Origin of the sequence: Ruegeria sp. HKCCE3926, from assembly GCF_017872515.1 — a bacterium.
GTDB lineage: Bacteria > Pseudomonadota > Alphaproteobacteria > Rhodobacterales > Rhodobacteraceae > Ruegeria.
This window is the reverse complement of sequence record NZ_JAEDOU010000003.1, coordinates 287,703-307,862: the sequence shown is the minus strand read 5'-3', so window position 1 is coordinate 307,862 and position 20,160 is coordinate 287,703. Positions and strand designations below refer to the sequence as shown.

The following is a 20,160-nucleotide window of genomic DNA, read 5'->3' as shown; positions in this document are numbered from 1 at the left end:
TGGGGAATTTGATGGCCGATTGGATTATTCTGGCCGCGATCAGTCTTGTTTCGTGCTGTTTCGCCGTTCTGTGGCTGTTGCCACGCCGGGCTCAGCGCGACAAGGCTTTTGGTTTGTTTTCGAACACCTCGCTGTTTGATGCCGTATTCCTTTTCGATGGCAACCAACTGATCAGCCATTCTGATTTCGCACTGGCCGGGTTTGAGCATATTGAAAACTGGCTGGACCTGCGGCGCTTGTTGCAAAGGGATTTCCCCACCTTTCCCGAAACTTCCGACAAAGTGCGCGATCAGGGCAAAATCTTGGTATCGGCCATTGACTGCACGGTTGAACGAGAAGTCGTGTGTGAGTGGATCGACGGTATCGTCCGCGTTCGACTTTGCGAATGCGCCAGGACCTCCTCGGCCGGATCGGTTTCCCCAGGCGAACCGACTCGTCTGGCAATGGATCTGGCCCCTTACCCTGTATGGTTGGCGGATAACGACAATCGGGTGCAATGGTGCAATGCCGCCTATGTCGCACTTGTTCAAAAGGCGCGTGATCAGGACGCCGATCTGACTGCGCCGCTTTTTGAAAGCCCGGAGGATGCCACAAGACCTACCGGAAAAACCCGCGTGTCGGTGGATGTTGCAGATACTGATCGCAAGCTTTGGTTCGATTTGACTCGGATCGAACACGAGAACGGTCATCTATGCTATGCCGTTGACGTCAACGCGATTGTCGAGGCGGAAACCGCCCAGCGCAAATTCGTGCAGACCATGACCAAGACCTTTGCCCAATTGTCCATTGGTCTCGCCATTTTTGACCGCAATCGGCAACTGGCCCTGTTCAACCCGGCCCTGATCGATCTGACCACGTTGCCGCCCGATTTCCTCAGTTGCCGCCCCAGCCTGAGCAGTTTCTTCGACCGCTTGCGGGATCAACACATGATGCCCGAACCGAAGAATTACCGCAGCTGGCGGCGTCAGATGAACGACCTTCTCGAAGCGGCTGAAGATGGAAACTACCACGAGACGTGGTCGCTGCCATCCGGATCGGTCTATTCCGTCAGCGGCCGCCCTCACCCGGACGGCGCAGTGGCGTTTCTATTCGAGGATATCACCGCCGAAATCACCCTGACGCGGCGCTTTCGATCAGAAATGGATCTGATGCAGTCCATCCTGGACAAACTGGCGGACGCGATTGCCGTCTTTGCAGATGACGGTACGCTGGCCTTCACCAACTATGCGTATCAAAAGCTGTGGGGAGACGCGCACGAGGTCGGGTTCCAAAGTGAAACGGTCACCGATGTCACGCGACGCTGGCAAGACCTTTGTATTGCGACGCCGGTTTTGGGTGAGGTGCGGGATTTTGTCGAAATGCGGGAAAACCGCGCCGAATGGACAGCTGAAATCCAGATGAGAACCGGCATAACCGTGGATTGCACCGTCACACCGGTTCATAACGGCGCGACAATCGTGCGGTTTACGCAATCCGAATTTCCCTCGAAATCCACCGCGATGGAACAGATCAGCGCCTGAACCGGGTTGCAGCCGGTCAGGCGCAAGGCCATTGTGGCGGCATGACACAGACCGCCCGATCTCTGACTTTCAAATCGCCCGAAGAAACCGCAGTTTTCGCACGCCAACTGGGAACATCACTGCGCCCGGGCGATGTTGTTCTGCTGGAGGGCCCGATCGGCAGCGGCAAGACGCATTTCGCGCGCAACCTCATTCAGTCATTGATGGCAGAACCCGAAGATGTGCCCTCGCCAACTTTCACTTTGGTCCAGGCTTACGACACGCCATCAGGGGAAATATGGCATTGCGACCTGTATCGTCTGAGCGCGGCCGAAGAAGTTGACGAACTGGGCCTGACGGACGCTTTCGATACCGCAATCTGCCTTGTGGAATGGCCGGACAAGCTGGGCCCGTTGGCGCCCCAAGGCGCGTTGACGTTGACCTTTGAAACAGACCCTAACAATATCGATTTCCGCTGTGTGACCCTGTCTTGGACTGCTCCGAAATGGGCGGAAAAACTGGAGAGAACTGCATGACCAACAGGACGGTCCTGGCCGAGGCCCTGATTGCACAAACACCCTGGGCCGGGGCAACACGTACGCCACTGGCAGGCGATGCCTCGAACCGGCAATACGAACGGCTGATTGATCCAACTAACGGGCGCACTGCGGTTTTGATGGACGCGCCACCTGAAAAAAGTGATAATGTTGAACCCTTTGTGCGGGTCGCCGAATACCTCCGATCGGTTGGTCTGAGCGCGCCGGAAATCTACGCCGAAGATGCCCAGTACGGTTTTCTGTTGCTGGAAGATCTGGGTGATGACCTTTTTGCGCGCGTCCTGAAAAAAGACCCGGGCAAAGAGCGCGAATTGTACCGCGCCGCCACCGACGTGCTGCTCCACCTGCATCGGGCGCCTTCTCTTGCATTGCCGTCTTATGATCCGTCCCTGATGACGGAACTGGCGGCATTGGCTTTCACCAAGTATGCGGCCGGTATCCTGGGAATATGTGATGAAGACGCCCTGTCCCGGTTCGAGCACCGGTTCGCGGATATCCTGCATCGTGAAACATCCGGTTCGAAAGTGGTCATTCTCAGGGATTATCACGCAGAAAACCTGTTGTGGCTGCCGCAGCGCGAAGGCGTGAAGCGCGTCGGGTTGCTGGACTTTCAGTTGGCCATGCTGGGGCACCCGGCCTACGATCTGGTGTCTCTACTACAGGATGTACGCCGAGATGTCTCGGCCGGGATCGAAATGCAGATGATCAACCACTATATCTCTGCGTCAGGTATGGACGACCATGAATTCCGCACGGCCTACAGTGTTTTGGGGGCCCAGAGAAACCTGCGTATCCTTGGCGTCTTCGCACGTCTGGCGACGGAATATGGCAAGCCTCACTATGTGGACATGATCCCGGCCGTCTGGGCACATCTGATGCGCGATCTGGATCACCCTGCCCTGGTTTCGGTGGCGTCCCTGCTGCACGAAGCTTTGCCCAGACCCACACCGGAAAACCTGGCCAAGTTGAGAACGCAATGACCGGATCGCCATTTGCCGTAATGCTGTTCGCAGCCGGGTTCGGCACCCGTATGGGCGCGCTGACCAAAGACCGGCCCAAGCCATTGATCGAAGTGGCGGGGCGACCACTGATTGATCATGCGCTGCGTCTTGTCGAAGATCTTGATCCCGTCCGTACCGTTGCCAACCTGCATTATCACGCTGATCAACTCGCGGCGCATCTCGGCCCCAAGGGCGTTCTGCTGTCTCGGGAAGACCCTGAAATTCTGGAAACAGGTGGCGGATTGCGGGCAGCTTTGCCGATGCTGGGCACCGACCCCGTATTCACGTTGAACACGGACGCGATCTGGTCCGGACCAAACCCTTTGACCCTGTTGCAGCACGCCTGGGACCCGGGTCGTATGGATGCGCTGCTGATGTGTGTTCCAGTTGCGCGAACCGTTGGTCATATTGGATCGGGTGATTTCACCGCTGGAAAAGATGGACGGATCACGCGCGGTCCTGGTCTGGTTTACGGCGGGGCCCAGATCCTCAGGGCCCAGGGTTTGCATTCGTTCTCGCAAACTGCGTTTTCACTCAACCTGCTCTGGAACCAGATGCTTGATCAAGGTCGGCTTTTTGCGGTCGAATACCCGGGACGCTGGTGCGATGTAGGTCGTCCGGAAGGCATCGCGCTGGCCGAGGGTTTGCTGGCTGATGTTTGAATCCGGCACCTTACCCCGTGTATTTGCCGTGCCTCCCGGCACGGATTTCCCCAAGGCATTGGTCGATGGCCTGCGGCAGCGCTGTTCGGGCCCGCCCGACGCTTTGGCGCGGGTAGAGTTGGTGCTGAACACACGACGCATGGAACGGCGCGTCCGCGATCTGTTCAATCAGGGGCCACCTTGCCTTCTGCCCCGTCTCTCGTTGGTGACGGACTTGGGTGAAAGGGTTGATCTGGCGCGGATCCCGCCTGCTATCCCGCCTCTGCGGCGGCGTCTTGAGTTGACTCAGCTTGTGTCCAAACTGCTGGAGCAACAGCCGGACCTTGCCGCCCGGTCATCGATCTTTGACCTGTCCGACAGTCTGGCCGCGCTGATTGACGAAATGCAGGGCGAAGGCGTATCGCCCGAAGCGATCCGGCAGCTGGACGTCAGCGACATGTCCGGACACTGGTCGCGGGCACAAGCCTTTATCGGCATCGCGGATAAATTCATCGACACCAGCAGGCAGACGATGGATGCACAGGCCCGCCAGCGCCGCGTGGTCGAAAACCTGATCACGCGATGGCAGATTGCCCCCCCGCAACACCCGGTCATTCTGGCGGGCTCTACCGGGTCCCGTGGCACCACCCTGATGTTGATGGAAGCCATCGCGCGCCTGCCGCAAGGGGCATTGGTGCTGCCCGGATTTGATTTCGACCAGCCGGATCACGTTTGGCAGGGGTTGGATGATGCGTTGACGTCTGAAGATCACCCACAATACCGTTTCCGCAAGTTGATGCGCGCGCTGGAACTTGCACCGGGTCAGATCACCCCATGGACGGACTTATCGGCCCCCTCACCCTCGCGTAACCGCTTGATATCACTATCTTTACGTCCGGCGCCCGTCACTGACACCTGGATGACCGAAGGCCCCGGACTGTCCGATATAAAAGGCGCAACCGACGGCCTGACGCTGGTCGAGGCTCAATCGCCTCGCGCCGAGGCATTGGCCATCGCCCTGCGCCTGCGGCAAGCGGCGGAAACAGGACAGACCGCCGCTCTGATCACGCCGGATCGCATGTTGACCCGCCAGGTCAGCGCCGCGCTGGATCGGTGGAACATCGTGCCGGACGACAGTGCGGGCCTGCCGCTACAACTTTCCCCGCCGGGACGTTTTCTGCGCCATGTGGCCAACCTGTTCACACGCCGTCTGGAAGGCGAGGCGCTGCTGACCCTTTTGAAGCATCCGCTATGTCATGATGGCGGTGACCGCGGAATTCATTTGCTGCACACGCGTGACCTGGAACTTGACTTGCGCCGTCACGGCCCGCCCTTTCCTGACAGTGCAAGCCTTGCGGCTTTTGCGGTGCGTAAAGAGGCCCAGGAAAGCTGGGTGAAATGGGTCGTGCAGCATTTCTGCGAACAGCAGATCACCAGTGAACTACACCTCGCAGACTGGGTGGAGCGTTTGATGACACTGGCCGAGGCGATCTCGGCCGGCAGCACGGGTGAAACAGGTACTCTGTGGGACAAAAACGCAGGCCAAAAGGCGCTGGAGGTGCTGAGTTCTCTCAGTGCAGAGGCGCAGCATGGCGGCCTGATGACGGCCCATGACTTTGCCGATCTGCTGGGTGCTCTGCTTGCGGGTGAAGAGGTTCGTGACCGGGATGCGCCGCATCCGCACATCATGATCTGGGGCACGCTCGAGGCACGGGTGCAGGGCGCCGACCTGCTGATCCTTGGCGGGTTGAATGAAGGAAGTTGGCCAGAGGCGCCAACGCCCGATCCCTGGTTGAACCGGCAGATGCGTGACAAAGCCGGCTTGTTGCTGCCCGAACGCCGGATCGGCCTGTCTGCGCATGACTTCCAGCAGGCCATCGGCGCACCCGAAGTATGGTTGACCCGCGCGATCCGCTCGGATGATGCCGAGACGGTTCCGTCGCGCTGGCTGAACCGACTGACCAACCTTTTGCAGGGTTTGCCGGGTCAGGGTGGCCCCGAAGCTCTGGCCAAAATGCGCGCTCACGGCGAAAAATGGTTGAACTGGTCCAAGGCACTGGAAGATGCGCCGCCGATCGACCCCGCACCGCGTCCTTCTCCGCGCCCACCGGCCGCCGCACGTCCGCGCCGTCTGTCTGTGACCGAGATAAAGAGGCTGATCCGCGATCCATACGCGATATACGCCAAACATGTGCTTCGGCTGAAACCGCTAGATCCGCTTGTACAGGCCCCCGATGCTTTGCTGAGAGGCATTGTGATTCACGAAATCCTCGAGCATTTCATCAAGGACAGCGTCCTCGACAGCGCTTTGCTGACGCGGGACAATTTCCTGAAACGGGCGCATGCTCTGTTGGATCAACACGTCGCCTGGCCGACGGCCCGTAAACTGTGGTTGGCCCGGCTTGAGCGGATCGCGGATGATTTCCTCGGGGCAGAGCTCGCGCGCCGGAAGGATGGTGGCCCCGTCGCGTTTGAGGCGGTGATGAAACTGGCGCTGCGCCCCCTGGATTTCACCATTGTCGGGCGCGCGGACAGAATCGATTGCAACAGCCGGGGCGCGTTGCGCATCATCGACTATAAAACCGGCGCACCACCGACGGAAAGCCAGCAATCCAAATTTGACAAGCAGTTGCTGATCGAGGCGGCCATGGCCGAGCAGGGCGGGATTGAGGGTCTTGACCCGACAAGCGTGGCCGAAGCCATCTTCATCGGTATGGGTGGCAGCTATAAGGAGGTTGCGGCGCCCCTGGCGAAAGAACCGACCGACAAGGTTCTTGCCGAACTGAAAGAGTTGATTTCCGCCTATTTAGAGCCTGATCAGGGGTTTTCGTCCCGGCGCATGCTGCACAAGGATACGGATATGGGTGATTATGATCACCTGGCGCGGTTCGGCGAATGGGACCGGACATCGGAAACATACCCCGAGGATCTGACATGAGCCCGCGCAACGACGCAACCGAACGGCAGGTACAGGCCGCGCGCCCCGATGCCTCGACCTGGCTGGCGGCCAACGCCGGGTCCGGCAAAACCCGGGTTCTGACCGACCGTGTGGCGCGTCTGCTGCTGGGCGGGGTCCAGCCTCAGCACATTCTGTGCCTGACCTACACCAAGGCCGCCGCCAGCGAGATGCAGAACAGGTTGTTCAAGCGCCTTGGCGAATGGGCCATGCTGGATGATACCCCCTTGTTGGAGGAGCTGACCGACCTGGGTGTACCCGGCGAAATCGGCTCGGACCGGTTGGCGCAAGCACGCACCCTGTTTGCCCGCGCCATCGAAACGCCGGGTGGTCTGAAAATCCAGACCATCCACTCGTTCTGCGCGTCATTGTTGCGACGCTTTCCGCTGGAGGCTGGCGTTAGCCCGCAGTTCACCGAAATGGAAGACCGCGCAGCAGCCTTGCTGCAAGAGGAAATTGTCGAGGATTTAGCCGCAGGCCCGCAGGCCGGGTTGATTGGAGATGTGGCCCGGTTCGTCACGGACACGGGGTTTGATAAACTGACCGCTGCGATCACGCAAAAACGCAGTCTTTTTGCGCAGCCGCTCGAATGGTCCGATCTGCTGCAACGCTTCGGTCTGCCCGCCGGTTTTGACGAAACAGCGCTGCTTGCCCGGGTTTTTCTTGGTGTCGAAGTCGAACTCATCCAGTCCATACTGCCCGCTTTGACCGAAAGCGGAGGCAACAATGCCAAGGCCGCTGCAAAACTGGCCGCATTCAACGAAGCCAGATTGATACATCTACCCATGTTGGAAAGCGTGTTTCTGACAGGGAAGGGCGCAAAGGAACCCTTCACGGCCAAACTCAACGCTTTTCCCACCAAACCCCTGCGCGAAGGTGTGTTGGCCGACCGGATGCCGCAGATCGAGGCCTTCATGCAGCGGATCGAAACCGCGCGTGAACAACGTCTGGCGCTGGTCGCGGCGCAGAAAACCGCGGTTCTGCACCGCTTTGCCGCAGCCTTCCTGCCGGAATATGAACGGCGCAAGCAGTTGCGCGGCTGGCTGGATTTCGACGACCTGATCCTGCGCGCGCGACAGGTGTTGAACGATCCGGCAGTGGCCGAATGGGTGCTGTACCGACTGGACGGTGGCATCGATCATATTCTTGTGGACGAAGCGCAGGACACCAGCCCTGATCAATGGGACGTGATCGAGAAACTGGCACAGGAATTCACCAGCGGGGAAGGGGCCCGATCCGGGGTCGAGCGCACGATCTTCGTCGTCGGCGACAAGAAACAATCGATCTATTCCTTTCAGGGCGCCGATCCACAGGCCTTTGACAGAATGCAGGATGAGTTTGGCCGGAAACTGTCTGAATCAGGCTCTAAACTGTGGGATTCGACGTTGGAATACTCGTTTCGATCCTCCAGCGCGATCCTGACCGTGGTCGATATCCTGTTTGATAACCGCTCTGATGCGGGGTTTCACAAGGACAGTCAGCACCGTGCTTTCAAGGCCGATCTGCCGGGTCGTGTTGATCTTTGGCCCGTTGTCGAAAAAGTTGCGGATGCCGAAGACGGGGATTGGACCGATCCGGTCGATCGTCCGGGCGCACGGCATCACACCGTCATTCTGGCCGAGAAAGTTGCACAGTCGATCAAAGACATGATCGAACGGGGCGAGACGATCCCGGAAGATGGCAAATCCGGCCAATTCGTTCGTCGAAAAGTGCAGCCGGGGGATTTTCTGATCCTCGTGCAACGCCGCTCGGACCTGTTTGCCGAGATCATCCGTGCCTGCAAGGCGCTGCACCTGCCCATCGCCGGAGCAGATCGGCTGAAAGTGGGCGCTGAACTGGCGGTCAAGGATCTTGCGGCCCTGCTCAGCTTTCTGGCCACGCCCGAAGATAGCCTGTCTCTGGCGACGGTTCTCAAGTCCCCCTTGTTCGGATGGTCCGAACAGCAGCTTTTCGATCTGGCGCACCGTCGGAAGGAACAGTTCCTTTGGGCCGCACTGCGCAACCGCGCGGAAGAGTTTCCGGAAACACTGTCTGTGCTGAATGATCTGCGCAGCCAGATCGACTTTCTGCGCCCCTATGATCTGATCGAACGTATCCTGACCCGCCATGACGGACGGCGCAAGCTGTTGGGGCGGTTGGGGGCGGAAGCCGAAGACGGTATCAACGCGCTGTTGTCGCAGGCGCTGGCCTATGAGCGAACGGATATCCCCAGCCTAACGGGATTTCTGGTCTGGATGCAGACCGACGATCTGGAGATCAAACGACAGATGAGCGGCGTCGGCAACAGAATCCGGGTGATGACCGTTCATGGTTCAAAAGGGTTGGAGGCGCCGATCGTCATCCTGCCGGATACCGGCAAGCGCCAGCCTCCGCGTGACGCAGAGATCATGCTGGCCGGCGGAACACCCCTGTGGAAAGTGTCGGCGGACGCATCACCAAACCTGATCTCGCAGGCGCGGGAAGAGGCGCGCAGCCGTGAGGAAAACGAACGGCTTCGGCTGCTATATGTGGCTCTGACACGGGCGGAAAAGTGGCTGATCGTGGCGGCGGCAGGTGATTTGGGGAAAGACGGCAACAGCTGGTATCAGATGGTCGAGGCGGCGATGGATCGGGCCGGGGCCGCTCAGGTGCCGGGTACCGATATCCGCCGTCTGTCCCACGGGGATTGGGACGCGCTGCCCTTGATCGATCAACCGAACACTGTCGTTCAGCAGGTCGAATTGCCGGACATGTTCCAACATCCGGCACCGGATCCGGTTGCGCCTGCCGTCACGCTCAGCCCTTCGGATCTGGGTGGCCCTAAAGCGTTGCCCGGCGATGCCGGCCTGGATGAAGATGCGGCCAAACTGCGCGGAACCCGCCTGCACCTGTTGCTGGAACACCTTCCCGTCGCCGAGAAAGACCTTTGGCCAGAGCTTTGCGCGCGGTTGCTGCCCGATATGCACGAAACGGACCGGCAAGAGATATTGAGCGAAGCCGTAACTGTGCTGATAGCGGAAGGTTTGCAGCCCGTCTTCGCGCCTGACACGTTGGCCGAAGTGCCCATTACAGCCGCTCTGAACGGGCAGCGGATGCATGGGGTTGTTGACCGTCTAATCCTATCGGAATCGGAAGTGCATGTGATTGATTTCAAATCAAATGCCACCGTTCCAGACCGCGCGGAAGACTGCCCCGAAGGCCTGTTGCGACAGATGGGGGCATACGCGCAGGCGCTGGCGCAGATCTATCCGGATCGCAGCATTCGTACCGCCATTCTGTGGACCCGCACGGCGCGGCTGATGTGGTTGCCACACGATCTTGTGACAGATGCTTTGGCCCGCACCCGGATATCTTGACCTTACCCGATGCGGCACATACGTTCTGTTCCCAAGTTTACCCCATTCAGGAGACAGAATATGTCGACCGTAGCCGTAACCGACGACACCTTTGACGCCGAAGTCAAGAATTCGACCGTTCCCGTGGTCGTGGATTTCTGGGCCGAATGGTGCGGCCCCTGCAAGCAAATCGGCCCCGCGCTGGAAGAGCTGGCGGCCGAGTATGGCGACAAGGTCAAAATCGCCAAGGTCGATGTGGACAGCAACCCGAACTCTGCCGCCGCCATGGGTGTGCGTGGCATCCCCGCGCTGTTCATCTTCAAGGACGGTCAGGTCGTTTCCAACCGCGCGGGCGCGGCGCCCAAAGCCGCCCTGCAAAGCTGGATCGACGAATCCATCTGATCTGGTCCTAACAGATTATCTCGAAGGCGCCTCTGATCGGGGCGCCTTTTCTATTGAAGACATCGGAGACACCAATGGCAAAAACGCGGGTCCTTGTGGAATTCGGGATGGGCACATCCCTGCGCCGGATGGACTATACCCAGGCGTCACTGCGGGCGATCAAGGATGCGCTTTGGCACAACTCGGTCAACATGGCGGAATTGTTCGGGTTTCCGAAAGAGGCGATGATCATTGATGCCGAAATTGGGGTTCAGCAGCCGGATCAGGTGGACACCGAAGCGTTGAAAGCTGTCTTTCCCTATGGTCATCCGAATATCACTGTCACCAAAGGCGGGCTGGACATCGCAAAGCCCCACAGTGATGGGCACACGGTCATTGCCAACGCCGCCCTGATCGTTTCCTTCGACATGGAGCCCGCGCAATGAGCGAAAAACGCATCATTCTGGAGATGGGAACAGGTAACGACCTGTATGGCCGGGACTATACCAAGGCAGCCCGCCGCGCGGTGCAGGACGCTTTGCACCATTCATCTATCACGTTGTTTTCAAAACTGGGGATCGACCATTCCGAAATGCGCGTCAGCGTCACGATCGGCGTGCAGGATCCTGAACAGGTGGATTGCGATCTGGTTGCCGCGGATCTGCCGCGGGGCAGGGCCGAGGTTCGCGCAGTCAAAGGTGGGCTTGACGTTGTCGACGAAGAAGCGGGAACGCGGCACGTGGTAGCAACTGCGGCGATCGAGGCTTTTCTGCCTGATCTTTCCGGAAAATACGTTCAGGGCTAAAAAAGAAAAAGCCGCTCGGAAATCCGTGCGGCTGTCATGAAATGGCGATCTGCGGGAACATCAGAGATCGGCGATGTCTGCGCGGCTCAGGCCGATATCGTCAAGCTGGGCGTCGCTGAGTTCCGACAGGAGTTTGCGGGTTTTGCGGGATTCTTTCCATTCGACAACGGTGTTGACGACATTGGTGAACGCGTCCACTACGTGCAGGATGGTAGCTGCTCCGAGCGGCGCATGAATGTTAGCTGTGGTTGCCATGTGCGCGGTCCTTTGTGAAGAAACAGCCGACCCGTTGTCGGTTGTGAGCCTCATGTAGTCCTGCATGCCCGGACTCACAATTGCTGGTCCGGTAACCCCGGAATGCGTTTTTTGCATATCTTTTAAGCAACTGAAGAACGGGTTGCGCCAACCTGCGACCCAGCCCATATATACCGCCAGCGAAAACGGAGACGATCATGGCAGACAACGACTTTCCCGGTTGGCACGGCACAACGATCATTGGCGTCAAGAAAGACGGTCAGATCGTTATAGCCGGTGATGGGCAGGTCAGCCTTGGTCAAACCGTGATCAAGGGCACGGCCCGCAAGGTGCGTCGCCTGTCTCCCGGAGGGTCCGAGGTTGTCGCCGGCTTTGCCGGGTCGACGGCCGACGCCTTCACGTTGCTGGAACGGCTGGAGGCCAAGCTCGAGGCGACACCGGGCCAACTTGCCCGTGCTTCTGTGGAATTGGCCAAAGACTGGCGCACCGACAAATACCTGCAAAAGCTCGAAGCGATGCTGATCGTCACGGACGGCAAGGACATGTTCGTGATCACCGGGGCGGGTGACGTACTGGAACCTGAACACAACGTGGCTGCCATCGGATCCGGGGGCAATTTTGCCCTGGCCGCTGCCCGCGCGATGATGGACAGTGACAAGTCGGCGGAAGAGGTCGCGCGTCAGGCAATGGCCATCGCGGCCGATATCTGTGTCTATACCAATGGCAAGCTGACGGTTGAGACGATCTCAGGCTAACAGCGCCGAGATCTCCTTGCCTTTCCAGCGGCGATGCATGCCGATCAGGCCAATGATCGCTGCGATGATGACGATGTAATAGGGCACGCGGATATCGATGCTCATCAATCCGCCCCCGATCAGCGACATGATCCCGCCCGCAAGGCAGAACACGGCAGTGGTCACACCCATGACCCAGCCCTGATCCGCTTCGCTGACGCTGGAAGAGAACAGCCCAAGCATGGTGGGGTAGGCGATTCCGAACAGGAAATAGAAGAAAAAGACCGGCACATAACTGAACACGCCGCTTGGGCTGAAGGCGAACGCGAAGCCGCAAATCACCATGACGATGAGCGATGTGCGGATTATCGCATGTTTGCTGAATTTCTCCTGCGCGGGTTTCACCAAAAACGTGCTGGAGAAGGCCAGCGCCACACCGATGACGACCATCGCCACGCTGCCGCCGATGACTCCGTATCCGAAGGCGCTGGTCAGGAAATTGTCGACAAAGACGTAGAAGGTGACATTGGCGATCATGAAGAACGAATAGACCGGCAGGATCTTCAACACCATCGGATGACCACGCACCGCCATCAGGCTGTCTGTTATGTCACGGGGACGGAAAACAAAGGGCGCGCGATCCGTTCGGGTATCCTGGAAGAAAAACAGGACCAGAAAAATTGCAATCAGCACAAGAACAAATGCGCCGTAAAAGGGCGTTCTCAGCGTGGCGAAGCCGCCCAGCAGGGCGGTGTCAGACAAGACCGCGCCGATGATCGGCCCGCCCACAAGACCAAAGCTGACGCCCGTCACGATATAGCCCATGTTCCGGTCCCGGTCTGTCGCGTCGGTACTGCCGTCGATCATCGCCGCTTGCGCAATGGGTTGGTTGCCCGCAGTGAATCCGGTGATCGAACGCCCGACGATCAGCAGAAGAAGGTTGTTGAGATAAAGCGCGGCAATGGTCAGGGCATAGCCGGCCAGAGCACCGCCCAGGCACACCAGCAAAGCGTTCTTGCGCCCGATCGAATCCGATACTTTCGAGACATAGACAACGCCCAAAAACCACGACAGGAAAAAGCACCCGATCACGAGGCCGTAATAGAAATGCCTGCGCCCCTCGGGCGTGTTTTCGGGCAGAAACCCGGATTTCGTTTCCATGATCAGCGAGTTGATGATGGGAAAGACCAGCCCCTGTCCGATCAGATCCACAAACACCACAAACAGAAGGGTAATCTTGGCAATTCTCGTCATTAAATTCGTCCCCGGCTCCAATGCCTTGGGACAAGTGTAACAGACGACGACTTTGTTACCTAACGGTGCGTCAGCAACCGGAGGACCCGGCCGCTGACCGAAAGAATTACTTCAGCGACGCAACACCCAGCGGCACACCCGCGACCTCGCACCAGATGTACACCTCATTGTAGCCAGAAACATCCATGGTCGGCGGAACGGCATAGGATTGGCTGCCGGTCAAGTTCAACAGCGCGCCCAGCTTGGTGTCGGGCGCATAGGTCCCATCTTTCCCGAAGGCCACCCGTGGGTCAGGGCCGCCGTCCAGCGAGAAATCATCGCCCAACTCGACGATGTAACGCTCGCCGTCCTTGACCAGCTTCACCGATCCGCTGGTGATGTGGTTCGACCTGCCTTCAAACGTGCCTTTCTTTTTGGCACCTCCGGCCAAAGCAGCCCGGGTGCCAACCAAAGCAAGAGCAGCGCCCGTGGCGGCAGCTTTCGCAAAAAGCGAACGACGAGTCATCATGATAAGGTATCTCCATATGAATGTCGCGGGCGACCTGCCCGTCACGCAAGACTATGGGGCACACACCGTTCCGTGACGATTCACATCGCCGCCAATTTCCGTGTGCTACGTGTGAGTTGGTGTGAGTTTTCCGTGATCAGCTTGTGTTTTCGTGTCTTATGATTAGGTTCCGTTGCGAAACAAACGGATAGAATTAAACATGACCGACCTGACCCCGCGCGAGATTGTCTCGGAACTGGATCGCTTCATCATCGGGCAGAAGGACGCCAAGCGTGCCGTTGCCGTCGCCCTGCGCAATCGCTGGCGCCGCAAGCAATTGCCGGACGACATCCGGGAGGAAGTATATCCCAAGAACATCCTGATGATCGGCCCTACCGGCGTCGGCAAGACCGAAATCAGCCGCCGTCTGGCCAAACTGGCCCGCGCGCCGTTTATCAAGGTCGAGGCCACCAAGTTCACCGAAGTCGGATATGTCGGCCGAGACGTAGAACAGATCGTGCGCGATCTGGCGGATGCGGCCATCCTGCAAACCCGCGAGTTCATGCGCGAAGACGTCAAGGCCAAAGCGCATCAGGCCGCCGAAGACCGCGTGATCGAAGCCATTGCTGGCGCGGATGCGCGCGAAGGCACGCGCGAGATGTTCCGCAAAAAGCTGAAAGCCGGCGAACTGGACGACACGGTGATCGAGCTGGAACTGTCCGACACCACGAACCCGATGCCGATGTTCGACATTCCGGGGCAGCCGGGTGGTCAGATGGGCATGATGAATCTGGGCGACATCTTCGGCAAGGCCTTTGGCGGACGGACCGTCAAGAAACGCATGACCGTCGCCGAAAGCTATGATGCGCTGATCGGGGAAGAGGCCGACAAGCTGCTAGATGATGAAACCGTCACCCGCACCGCGCTGGACTCCGTCGAACAGAATGGCATCGTATTTCTGGATGAGATCGACAAGGTTTGCGCCCGCTCTGACGCACGCGGCGGCGATGTCAGCCGGGAAGGCGTGCAGCGCGACCTTCTGCCCTTGATCGAGGGAACCACCGTCAGCACCAAGCACGGTCCGGTCAAAACCGACCATATCCTGTTCATCGCCTCGGGTGCGTTTCACATCGCCAAACCGTCGGATCTGTTGCCGGAATTGCAGGGGCGCCTGCCGATCCGTGTCGAACTGCGCGCCCTGACCGAAGAAGACTTCGTGCGCATCCTGACCGAAACCGACAATGCCCTGACCTTGCAATACACGGCGTTGATGGGCACCGAAGACGTGACCGTCAGTTTTACCGAGGACGGCATCGCGGCATTGGCGAAGATTGCAGCTGACGTGAACCAGAGCATCGAAAACATCGGCGCGCGGCGGCTTTACACGGTCATGGAGCGGGTTTTCGAAGAACTGTCCTTCGCTGCACCGGACAAAGCCGGTTCAGAGATCACCGTTGATGCACAGTTCGTCAGCGACAATCTTGGTGAATTGACCAAGTCCTCTGATCTGAGCCGTTACGTTTTGTAACACGGCCAGCCGTTTTTTGCCGTTGTTTTGGTCTTGCCATGCTGGACGTCGCGCAGGAATAGGATAGCGTGTGCACAAGTCACCCCGAGGTCTGGCCCGTGCTGCGATATTTCGTCATTCTGTTCATATGCCTTTCGCTCAGCGCCTGTGTCGACCGGACGGTGTCCGAGGTCGTGCCCGGTGCCGTGAACATCGGAACACCTGAAACCATCTTCGCAAGCACGACCCGCGCGCGTGAGGCCGATGGCTCCTATGGATTCCGACGCGGTGAAACGCTCAGGTTTCTGGAAACGACGGTTTCTATCCCACCCACGCATACGCCGGGTACGCTCCGCTTCTCCTACGCGAACCCGAATCCGCGGAAAGAATTCGTTCTGGCGGACGTAACCGAGTTGGATGGACCGCAGGGGCTGCGCAAACACCTGCGAGGACAGGATGATGTCACGATCTTTGTGCACGGCTACAATTCGACCCAGACCGAAACGATCTTCCGCGCGGCGCAGCTGACACATGACATCGGCCTCCCCGGATCAACGCTGGTGTATTCCTGGCCCAGCCGCGCGACGGGCTATGGATATGCCTATGATCTGGACAGTATGCTGTTCGCCCGCGACGGGTTGGAACAGACCATCCGCGAACTGAAAGCCATGGGTGTCAAACGCGTTATTCTGGTCGCACATTCCATGGGCGGTGCGTTGACGATGGAGATGATACGGCAAACCGAATTGCAGAAACCCGGCTGGGCCAAGCGAAACATCGAAGGGGTCGTTCTGATCTCGCCTGATCTTGATCTTGATCTGTTTCGATCGCAGATGAAACGTATCGACAACCCCCCCGATCCGTTCATCGTAATGGTGTCCCAAAAGGACAAGATTCTGAACATCTCGGGCCGCTTGCGTGGCACGGATGAGGGCCAGCGGTTGGGGAACATCAGTTCGGTTGACTCGCTCGAGGAATTCCCGATCAGCGTGATCGACACGACTGCTTTCAACAGTGATGCCGCATCCTCGCATTTCGTTGCCGCGACCTCTCCGGCTTTGTTGTCGATCCTCAACTCATTGCGGCGGGTCAACAATACCTTCGGGCGGGAAGACCGACCAGCCATTGATATTCTGGTACCACCTAGCGAGCGCAATCCAGACGGAGCCACTGAAATTGTTCTGACGGAAACCGGGCAGGCACAGGTTACCACTCCGTGACGCGGTTCAAGCTGCGTCGGTATCTTCTGGACAATGCCACCTGGCTTGGCGCCGGCGTTCTTCTGACGTTTTTATCCAGCTTCGGGCAAACATTCTTCATCTCGATCTTTGCCGGTGAAATCCGCGCGGAATTCGGCCTCGGCCACGGTGCGTGGGGCGGGCTATACACATTGGGCACAACCCTGTCGGCCATCGTGATGATCTGGGCCGGAGGGCTGACGGATATCCTTCGCGTCCGGGTGCTGGGTCCGGCGGTTCTGGCTGGGTTGGCCCTAGCCGCCCTTGCCATGGCGCTGAATACCTGGCTGCTCCTGTTGCCATTGGTGATTTTTCTGCTGCGCCTGCTGGGTCAGGGGATGAGCACACATCTGGCCGTGGTCGCCATGGCGCGGTGGTTTACGGTCACGCGGGGCAAGGCGCTTTCCATTGCATCCATCGGCTATGCCATCGGTGAGGCCCTGCTGCCCCTGATCTTTGTTGCGGCCATGGTTTACCTGGACTGGCGTTGGCTGTGGGTCGTCGCGGCGGGGATGACCGCCTTGGGAATTCCCGTTCTGTTGCGGCTGTTGCGCGAGGAACGAACACCGCAAAGCCTTGCCAGCGAATCCTCTGCCATTGGGATGCAGGGTCGCCACTGGAGCCGTCGCGACGCGCTGTTTGACCCCTTGTTCTGGTTCATGGTGCCCGCCGTGCTTGCGCCATCGGCATTCATCACCGCGTTTTTCTTCCATCAGGTCTATTTCGCCGAGGTCAAAGGCTGGCAGCATATCCAACTGGTCGCTCTGTTCCCGGTCTTTACCGGAGTATCACTGCTGTCGATGTTTGCTGCGGGCTGGGCATTGGACAAGTGGGGCACTGCGCGCATCATGCCATTCTATCAGCTTCCGATGGCGGTTGGCTTTGTGGTTCTGAGCATGACTGAATCAATCAGCGGCGCGACGATCGGGTTGGTGTTTCTTGGCCTGACGGTCGGAGCGAACAGCACGTTGCCCAGCGCGTTCTGGGCAGAATTCTATGGGACCCGGCATATAGGGGCCATCAAGGCGTTGGCTGCGGCCGTCATGGTACTGGGGTCAGCCATCGGTCCCGGTCTGACCGGCGTTCTGATTGACCTTGGTATCCCGCTGAGCATTCAGTTTTTCTGGATTGGCCTGTTCTTCGTGCTGGTATGCAGCCTTGTTTGGGTCGGTATTTCCCGCGCCCGTCGCGACCTTTAACGCACGCGCCTGAGATACACGTAATACGCCCCGTCACCACCGTGGCTTATATGAGCCGGCGTGACCTGCATCACCGCCTGGGCCAGCGGTGGGATCGACAACCAATGAGGAACCTGATTTCGCAGAACACCGCGCGGCGTCGGAATCGGACCGGGCTCGTCCCGATCCTTGCCTTTGCCGGTCACGACCAGAACCAGACGCTTACCCTGTGCTTGCGCGCTCAGGATGAATCGGATCAGCGCCGGGTGGGCCGAAGCCACCCGCATACCGTGCAGATCCAGCTTGCCTTCGGGTTTCAGCTTGCCGCGCTTCATCCGGCCAAAGGCCTTGTTGTCCATCTGAACCGGTGCATTGCGCAACGCATCCGTCACCGAAGGCTTCAGGTCGTTCGGTTTCGGTTTCGACTGATGGGCCTGTCCAAGTTCGAATGCCTGAAAACGGGGTTTCGGCGTTTTCTTGGGCTTGGGTTTCGGCAAAGAGGTCGGATGGATCGTCTGCGGAATCTCGGGGTGCAGCCTCTCGGCCTGTTTGGCGACCTTGCGCCACAGCTCGATCTCTTCGCTTGTCAGTTTGCGCCGGGTCATCAGAATTCATCCGGCAACAGGGCATAGGCACGCTGGATGGGCAGCAACAGCACCATCCGACCCGGATCCTTCAGCTTACCCGCGGCATGACCGGCTTCGTCCCCCGTTCCGAAAAAGATATCGGCCCGCTGCGCGCCTTTGATGGCCGCACCTGTATCCTGCGCGATCATCAGGCGGCGGATCGGTTTCTTGCCGTCTTTTTCCACCCAAACCGGCGCGCCCAACGGGGTATAGGCCGGGTCAACCGCAATGCTGCGCATCGTGGTGACAGATCGGTTCATGGCGCCCAACGGCCCAAGCTCGGGCGCGACACGTGAAACTTCGCGGAAAAACACGTATGATGGGTTGTGGAGAAGCAGTTCCGCGCCGGCCTCGGGGTTCTTGCGCACCCAGGCGCGGATCATCTGCGCGCTGACCTCATGCGCGCCAAGAATGCCGCGCCGCACCAGTTCCACGCCAATTGACCTGTAGGGATGCCCGTTCGCACCGCCATACCCGACGCGCAAAGCGCCGCCATCCGGCAATCGAACGCGGCCCGAACCCTGGATTTGCAGAAAAAACAACTCTACGGGGTCATCGACCCAGGCAATCTCAAGCCCGCGGCTCTGCATGACATCACTGGTCAGGATTTCTCGTCGGCTCAGCCAGGGCCCCTCAGCGCGGGCCTCGGGCGGCATCTTGTAGATGGGGTATTTGAAACGATCCGTCCGGGTACGCGCACCATCAAGTTCGGGTTCGAAATACCCCGTGAACAGGGAATCCTCACCATCCTCGACCAGAACAGGGCGAAAAAAGAGCTCAAAAAACGACCGTGCCGCTTCGGCATCATAGGTTCTTGCCACACCGCACAGGGCCCGCCAATCGGGATCCTTCAGATCCCCGCAGGTGTTCAGAAAAACGGACAGGGCTGCACCGTGGTCATCCTCGGCCCAGCCACGCAGATCATCGAACGACAGAATGGATCGCGTTGCCTCGGCCCCGGCAGCGCTGGCAGTGGTCAATGCACCCACCAGTAAAAGCGACCGGAGCGTGGCAATCATGCGTCCGTGGCAACAAGCAGCCAGTTCGGATCGTCCTTGCCCATCACACGGGCAAAGGTCCAGCTGTCCTTTTGGCGTTTCACGGTGTTGGGGCTGCCTTCGACGATATCGCCACCGCGATCCCGCACGACCGAAGTCAGTTCACCCACGAATTTCATGGTGATCTCGGCCTGATTGGTATCCTTGTCGAATTTCACATCCGTCAGGGTCGTCTCTCGGACACCGATGAACTCGGCCTCGATCGTCAGGCCCTGATCTTCTCGTGCGGCGACGCCCGCAACGAAGGATTCAAAAACTTCTTCCGACAGGAATGGCTGGATCTCGTCCAGGTTGCCCTTCTCAAACCCCATCACAATCATTTCATAGGCACCGCGGGCACCCTGAACAAACTCGGTGACGGAAAAACCGGGTTCAACGCGTTTCATCGCCGCCAGAGTCTGTGCCAGCTCGCTGTCTTCCGGGACATGGTCTGTGATGTCATGATCCGGGCCGCCTTCGATCACTTCGAAATCGCGGCGCGACTTATGCGCTTCGGGCTGCTGCTGCACAGGCGGTTTCTCAAAACCTTCACGCGTGCCCAACACGCTCTTGAGGCGCAGGATCAGGAAAACGGCAATTCCGGCCAGGACCAGCAACTGGATCATGGGTTCGTTCATTTCATCCTCTTTTCAGAACCGCGGCTTTGTATACGCGGCCTCATGCCACTAT

19 protein-coding genes are annotated in these 20,160 nt (G+C 58.9%); 13 read left to right on the top strand and 6 right to left on the bottom strand.

Annotated features, from left to right (window positions below; genetic code table 11):
* The first annotated feature begins 11 nt into the window (after nt 1-11).
* The 9 genes from I9184_RS11435 (at nt 12) to I9184_RS11395 (ending at nt 11,154) form a co-directional block, all read left to right on the top strand.
* Entirely contained in the window at nt 12-1,520 is a 1,509-nt protein-coding gene (locus I9184_RS11435; protein WP_209834398.1) for a PAS-domain containing protein, read from the top strand.
* A gap of 41 nt (nt 1,521-1,561) precedes the next feature.
* Nucleotides 1,562-2,035: a tRNA (adenosine(37)-N6)-threonylcarbamoyltransferase complex ATPase subunit type 1 TsaE gene (tsaE, locus tag I9184_RS11430; RefSeq protein WP_171723986.1), complete on the top strand. Its 474-nt coding sequence runs from the start codon at nt 1,562-1,564 to the stop codon at nt 2,033-2,035.
* Nucleotides 2,032-3,036: a phosphotransferase gene (locus I9184_RS11425; RefSeq protein ID WP_171723987.1), complete on the top strand. Its 1,005-nt coding sequence runs from the start codon at nt 2,032-2,034 to the stop codon at nt 3,034-3,036. The genes tsaE and I9184_RS11425 overlap by 4 nt, the downstream gene beginning before the upstream one ends.
* Nucleotides 3,033-3,719 carry a nucleotidyltransferase family protein gene (locus I9184_RS11420; protein ID WP_209834397.1) on the top strand — a complete coding sequence of 229 codons (687 nt, stop codon included), beginning with the start codon at nt 3,033-3,035 and terminating at the stop codon, nt 3,717-3,719. The genes I9184_RS11425 and I9184_RS11420 overlap by 4 nt, the downstream gene beginning before the upstream one ends.
* Nucleotides 3,712-6,636, top strand: a complete 2,925-nt coding sequence (gene addB / locus I9184_RS11415) for a double-strand break repair protein AddB (protein WP_209834395.1) — start codon at nt 3,712-3,714, stop codon at nt 6,634-6,636. Before I9184_RS11420 ends, addB begins: the two co-directional genes overlap by 8 nt.
* Complete coding sequence (gene addA / locus I9184_RS11410) at nt 6,633-9,989, top strand: double-strand break repair helicase AddA (protein ID WP_209834393.1); 3,357 nt, start codon at nt 6,633-6,635, stop codon at nt 9,987-9,989. The genes addB and addA overlap by 4 nt, the downstream gene beginning before the upstream one ends.
* 9 nt (nt 9,990-9,998) lie before the next feature.
* Nucleotides 9,999-10,370, top strand: a complete 372-nt coding sequence (trxA, locus tag I9184_RS11405; protein WP_348539528.1) for a thioredoxin — start codon at nt 9,999-10,001, stop codon at nt 10,368-10,370.
* A gap of 74 nt (nt 10,371-10,444) precedes the next feature.
* Complete coding sequence (locus I9184_RS11400; protein WP_171171547.1) at nt 10,445-10,795, top strand: Lin0512 family protein; 351 nt, start codon at nt 10,445-10,447, stop codon at nt 10,793-10,795.
* Nucleotides 10,792-11,154: a Lin0512 family protein gene (locus tag I9184_RS11395; RefSeq protein WP_171723992.1), complete on the top strand. Its 363-nt coding sequence runs from the start codon at nt 10,792-10,794 to the stop codon at nt 11,152-11,154. Before I9184_RS11400 ends, I9184_RS11395 begins: the two co-directional genes overlap by 4 nt.
* A gap of 60 nt (nt 11,155-11,214) precedes the next feature.
* Here I9184_RS11395 and I9184_RS11390 read toward each other — a convergent pair whose 3' ends face one another.
* A complete protein-coding gene (locus I9184_RS11390; RefSeq protein WP_152459629.1) occupies nt 11,215-11,409 on the bottom strand; it encodes a DUF1127 domain-containing protein in 195 nt (64 codons plus the stop codon).
* A 197-nt stretch (nt 11,410-11,606) separates the two neighbouring features.
* Between I9184_RS11390 and hslV the strand changes: the two genes are divergently transcribed.
* On the top strand, nt 11,607-12,164 hold the full coding sequence (gene hslV / locus I9184_RS11385; protein WP_171635337.1) for an ATP-dependent protease subunit HslV: 558 nt from the start codon (nt 11,607-11,609) through the stop codon (nt 12,162-12,164).
* Here the strand turns inward: hslV and I9184_RS11380 are convergent.
* Together I9184_RS11380 and I9184_RS11375 are read right to left on the bottom strand one after the other, a co-directional pair.
* Nucleotides 12,156-13,397 (bottom strand): MFS transporter, encoded by a 1,242-nt coding sequence (locus I9184_RS11380; protein WP_209834391.1) that lies wholly within the window; start codon nt 13,395-13,397, stop codon nt 12,156-12,158. The two genes, hslV and I9184_RS11380, sit on opposite strands and share 9 nt — an antisense overlap.
* 106 nt (nt 13,398-13,503) lie before the next feature.
* Nucleotides 13,504-13,905 carry a DM13 domain-containing protein gene (locus tag I9184_RS11375; protein WP_209834389.1) on the bottom strand — a complete coding sequence of 134 codons (402 nt, stop codon included), beginning with the start codon at nt 13,903-13,905 and terminating at the stop codon, nt 13,504-13,506.
* A gap of 199 nt (nt 13,906-14,104) precedes the next feature.
* Here I9184_RS11375 and hslU point away from each other — a divergent pair, with 199 nt between their 5' ends.
* From hslU to I9184_RS11360, 3 genes are all read left to right on the top strand, one after another.
* Nucleotides 14,105-15,412, top strand: a complete 1,308-nt coding sequence (hslU, locus tag I9184_RS11370) for an ATP-dependent protease ATPase subunit HslU (protein ID WP_171723995.1) — start codon at nt 14,105-14,107, stop codon at nt 15,410-15,412.
* A gap of 68 nt (nt 15,413-15,480) precedes the next feature.
* Complete coding sequence (locus I9184_RS11365) at nt 15,481-16,611, top strand: alpha/beta fold hydrolase (protein WP_348539527.1); 1,131 nt, start codon at nt 15,481-15,483, stop codon at nt 16,609-16,611.
* The gene (locus I9184_RS11360; RefSeq protein WP_209834387.1) at nt 16,608-17,828 is read left to right on the top strand and encodes an MFS transporter; all 1,221 of its coding nucleotides are present in this window, start codon (nt 16,608-16,610) and stop codon (nt 17,826-17,828) included. Before I9184_RS11365 ends, I9184_RS11360 begins: the two co-directional genes overlap by 4 nt.
* On the opposite strand, the gene I9184_RS11355 is transcribed toward I9184_RS11360, so the two are convergent.
* From I9184_RS11355 to I9184_RS11345, 3 genes are read right to left on the bottom strand one after another with little or no spacing between them, the layout of a single operon-like run.
* Nucleotides 17,825-18,412 (bottom strand): Smr/MutS family protein, encoded by a 588-nt coding sequence (locus I9184_RS11355; RefSeq protein WP_171723997.1) that lies wholly within the window; start codon nt 18,410-18,412, stop codon nt 17,825-17,827. The genes I9184_RS11360 and I9184_RS11355 overlap by 4 nt on opposite strands.
* Nucleotides 18,412-19,452, bottom strand: coding sequence for a murein transglycosylase A (locus tag I9184_RS11350; protein WP_209834385.1), 1,041 nt, complete (start codon nt 19,450-19,452; stop codon nt 18,412-18,414). The genes I9184_RS11355 and I9184_RS11350 overlap by 1 nt, the downstream gene beginning before the upstream one ends.
* Nucleotides 19,449-20,108: a Tim44/TimA family putative adaptor protein gene (locus I9184_RS11345; protein ID WP_152459622.1), complete on the bottom strand. Its 660-nt coding sequence runs from the start codon at nt 20,106-20,108 to the stop codon at nt 19,449-19,451. Before I9184_RS11345 ends, I9184_RS11350 begins: the two co-directional genes overlap by 4 nt.
* Between the last annotated feature and the right edge of the window lie 52 nt (nt 20,109-20,160).

Coding starts and splice junctions, on each gene's coding strand:
- I9184_RS11390 (WP_152459629.1), bottom strand. CDS start 11,409: ATGGCAACCACAGCTAACATTCATGCGCCGCTCGGAGCAGCTACCATC.
- I9184_RS11395 (WP_171723992.1), top strand. CDS start 10,792: ATGAGCGAAAAACGCATCATTCTGGAGATGGGAACAGGTAACGACCTG.
- I9184_RS11425 (WP_171723987.1), top strand. CDS start 2,032: ATGACCAACAGGACGGTCCTGGCCGAGGCCCTGATTGCACAAACACCC.
- I9184_RS11375 (WP_209834389.1), bottom strand. CDS start 13,905: ATGATGACTCGTCGTTCGCTTTTTGCGAAAGCTGCCGCCACGGGCGCT.
- I9184_RS11380 (WP_209834391.1), bottom strand. CDS start 13,397: ATGACGAGAATTGCCAAGATTACCCTTCTGTTTGTGGTGTTTGTGGAT.
- I9184_RS11350 (WP_209834385.1), bottom strand. CDS start 19,452: ATGATTGCCACGCTCCGGTCGCTTTTACTGGTGGGTGCATTGACCACT.
- hslU (WP_171723995.1), top strand. CDS start 14,105: ATGACCGACCTGACCCCGCGCGAGATTGTCTCGGAACTGGATCGCTTC.
- trxA (WP_348539528.1), top strand. CDS start 9,999: ATGCGGCACATACGTTCTGTTCCCAAGTTTACCCCATTCAGGAGACAG.
- I9184_RS11345 (WP_152459622.1), bottom strand. CDS start 20,108: ATGAACGAACCCATGATCCAGTTGCTGGTCCTGGCCGGAATTGCCGTT.
- tsaE (WP_171723986.1), top strand. CDS start 1,562: ATGACACAGACCGCCCGATCTCTGACTTTCAAATCGCCCGAAGAAACC.
- addB (WP_209834395.1), top strand. CDS start 3,712: ATGTTTGAATCCGGCACCTTACCCCGTGTATTTGCCGTGCCTCCCGGC.
- I9184_RS11400 (WP_171171547.1), top strand. CDS start 10,445: ATGGCAAAAACGCGGGTCCTTGTGGAATTCGGGATGGGCACATCCCTG.
- I9184_RS11355 (WP_171723997.1), bottom strand. CDS start 18,412: ATGACCCGGCGCAAACTGACAAGCGAAGAGATCGAGCTGTGGCGCAAG.
- I9184_RS11435 (WP_209834398.1), top strand. CDS start 12: ATGGCCGATTGGATTATTCTGGCCGCGATCAGTCTTGTTTCGTGCTGT.
- I9184_RS11420 (WP_209834397.1), top strand. CDS start 3,033: ATGACCGGATCGCCATTTGCCGTAATGCTGTTCGCAGCCGGGTTCGGC.
- hslV (WP_171635337.1), top strand. CDS start 11,607: ATGGCAGACAACGACTTTCCCGGTTGGCACGGCACAACGATCATTGGC.
- addA (WP_209834393.1), top strand. CDS start 6,633: ATGAGCCCGCGCAACGACGCAACCGAACGGCAGGTACAGGCCGCGCGC.